Source organism: Nonomuraea sp. NPDC049784, from assembly GCF_040659615.1.
GTDB lineage: Bacteria > Actinomycetota > Actinomycetes > Streptosporangiales > Streptosporangiaceae > Nonomuraea.
Genome location: NZ_JBFAMX010000909.1, coordinates 1 through 3,015, shown reverse-complemented (window position 1 = coordinate 3,015; position 3,015 = coordinate 1). Strand labels below are relative to the sequence as shown.

2 protein-coding genes are annotated in these 3,015 nt (G+C 70.8%); both read left to right on the top strand.

Annotated features, from left to right (window positions below; translation table 11 throughout):
- On the top strand, window positions 1-698 hold a 698-nt coding region (locus AB0J09_RS60825; protein ID WP_360713056.1), incomplete at its 5' end, for a fibronectin type III-like domain-contianing protein.
- A 57-nt stretch (window positions 699-755) separates the two neighbouring features.
- Window positions 756-2,777, top strand: a complete 2,022-nt coding sequence (locus AB0J09_RS60820; RefSeq protein WP_360713053.1) for a beta-galactosidase — start codon at window positions 756-758, stop codon at window positions 2,775-2,777.
- Window positions 2,778-3,015: the final 238 nt, after the last annotated feature.

The window sequence follows — 3,015 nt, the reverse complement described above, 5'->3', positions numbered from 1 at the left end:
TGCTGATGACCGGGCGCGCGTACGCCGTGCCTGGCCTGCTCAGGGACGCCGCCGCCGTCGTGCAGGCGTACTTCCCCGGTGAGGAGGGCGCGGGCGCCATCGCCCGCGTGCTGACCGGCGCCGTGAACCCCTCCGGCCGCCTCCCCATGAGCATGCCCCGCTCGACCGCCGGACAGCCTTACAGCTACCTGCACCCCAGGCTCGGCGCGGCCGGCTCGGTCAGCAACATCGACCCGGCCCCCGCGCTCAGCTTCGGGCACGGGCTGAGCTACACGAGCTTCGCCTACGAGGACCTGTCCGTCGCCGCGACGGCCGGGACGGCGGGATCGATCCGCTGCTCGGTCGTGGTGCGCAACACCGGCGAGCGCGCCGGGGCGGAGGTGGTGCAGCTGTACGCCTCCGACAAGGTCGCCTCGGTCACCAGGCCCCTCGCCCAGCTCGTCGGGTACGCCCGGGTCGAGCTGGCCCCCGGCGAGAGCGCGAAGGTCGGCTTCGACGTCCCGGCCAGGCTGCTGGCCTTCACCGGCCGGGACGGGCGGCGCGTCGTCGAGCCCGGCGAGATCGGCCTGTCGGTGCGCCGCTCGGTCGCGGAACCGATCGCTGAGCAGTCCGTGGAGCTGACCGGCCCCCTGTGTGAGATCAGCGGCTCCGAGCGGCGCCTGACCGCCGTGTCGGTCGAGCCGGGAAAGGACGACTGATGACCGGCGTACTCTGCCTCGCGTCGAGGATCCGTCCATCCCAACAGGAGCTATGAAATGTCGCGCTTGGACGCTTTCAGGAACCGTCTCGGGGGCTTCGCCTTCGGCGGTGACTACAACCCGGAGCAGTGGGACCCCGCCGTATGGCGGGAGGACGTCCGGCTCATGCGCGAGGCCGGCGTCAACGTCGTCTCCCTCGGTGTGTTCGCGTGGGCGTCGCTGGAGCCGGAACCGGGCAAGTACGAGTTCGCCTGGATGGACGAGATCATGGACCTCCTCCACGAGAACGGCATCAGCGTCAACCTTGCCACCCCCACCGCGGCACCGCCCGTCTGGCTCACGCAGCTGCATCCCGAAGTGTTCCCGATCATGGCCGACGGCGAGCGCTTCGGCTTCGGCAACCGGCTGCACTACGACCCGTCGTCGCCGATCTACCGCGAATACGCCGCCAACATCACCACCAAGCTCGCCGAGCGCTACTCGTTCCACCCGGCGCTGGCGATGTGGCACATTTCCAACGAGTACGGGCCCACGGCGCACAACGAGGCCGCCTCGGTCAACTTCCGGCGCTGGCTGCAGCGCCGATACGGCGACCTGGAAACGCTGAACGAGGCGTGGACCACCCGTTTCTGGAGCCAGCACTACACCGACTGGGACCAGATCGAGGTGCCGCACATCCCGCGCACCTGGATGAACCCGGCCCGCCGGCTCGACTTCAAGCGGTTCTCCTCCGACGCCCTCCTCGAGTGCTACATCGCCGAACGCGACATCGTCCGCTCCTTCCGCGACGACATCCCGGTGCTGACCAACTTCATGCGGTTCTTCAAGCACGCCGACTACTGGAAGTGGGCGCCCGAGGAGGACGCGGTCGCGCTCGACATCTACCCCAACCCCGCCGACGCCGACTCGCATGTGTCGGCGGCCTTCCAGTTCGACCTGTTCCGCTCGCTCAAGGGCGGGCAGCCGTGGCTGCTGATGGAGCAGGCCGCCAGCGCGGTCAGCCAGTGGTCGCTCAACATCGTCAAGGAGCCCGGGCGCATGCGCCTCGGCTCGCTCCAGGCGGTGTCGCGGGCGGCGGACTCGGTGATGTACTTCCAGTGGCGGGCCAGCCGCGGCGGGCAGGAGCGCTTCCACTCGGCGATGCTGCCGCACTCCGGGCCTGACTCGCGCACGTTCAGGGAGGTCGTGGACCTGGGGCGGGAGATGAAGCTGCTCGCGCCCGCGGCCGGCACGACCTCACGTGCCGAGGTCGCGATCCTCTTCGACTGGGACGGCTGGTGGGGGCTGGAGGAGACCGCGGGGCTGCCGCGCCAGGACTTCAGCTATGCCGACACGGTCATGCGGCACTACTGGCCGCTGTGGTCGCAGCACTTCCCGGTGGACGTGGTGTCCTCGGGGTCCTCGCTGGAGGGGTACAAGGTGCTGGTGGTGCCGAACGCGTACCTGATCGACGACGAGGGCGTGCGGCGGATCACCGAGTTCGCCCGCGACGGCGGGACGGTGATCATGTCATTCTTCTCCGGCGTGGTCGACGACTGCAACCGGGTGCGGCCCGACGGCTACCCCGGGGCGTTCCGGCAGCTCATCGGGGCCAAGATCGACGAATACTGGCCGGCCAGGCCGCACGAGGTCTTCTCCGTGGAGTTCGCGGACGGGCGGCGGGCGACCTCGACCTGGTGGCGCGACGACATCCACCTGGAGACGGGCACGGCCCTGGCCACCTACGGCGACGGCCTCCTGGCCGGGCGGGCGGCCGTCGTGGAGAACCGCTTCGGCGCGGGCCGCGTCGTGTACTTCGCCACGCTGCTGGAGCAGGCGGCCTTCGACTCCGAACTGGTCGCGGCCGTGGAGGCGGCAGGCGTCCGGACGCCCTTCCCGGGGGTGCCCGCCCACGTGGAGTGCGCTGTGCGGGGGGATGCGGAGCACGAGTACGTGTTCCTGCTCAACCACAGCGGGGAGGAGAGCGCGTCGGTGCCGTTCGAAGGGGAGGGGACCGACCTCCTCACGGGCGAGCGCGTGTCGGGCCCGGTCGATCTGGCGCCCCTCGGAGCGGTGGTGATCCAGCGCGCCCGCGCCTAGCGACCTGCCCACCCTCGTAAGTTTCGGCTCCGCCCCGGTGGTCGCCGTGTCGCTGCCCGCCTTCGGGTGCCGTCAGCCGATGGCCGGGGAGGCGATGACGACGGTGACGTCGGCGGGGGAGTCGCCGGTGCGGTAGAGGTGCGGGGCGTCTCCGGCGAAGGCCAGCAGGTCGCCGTCCTCGGCGTGGTTGAGCCGCGCCCTGACGTCGTCCTCCAGGCGCAGCGCGCCGTCGCCGCCC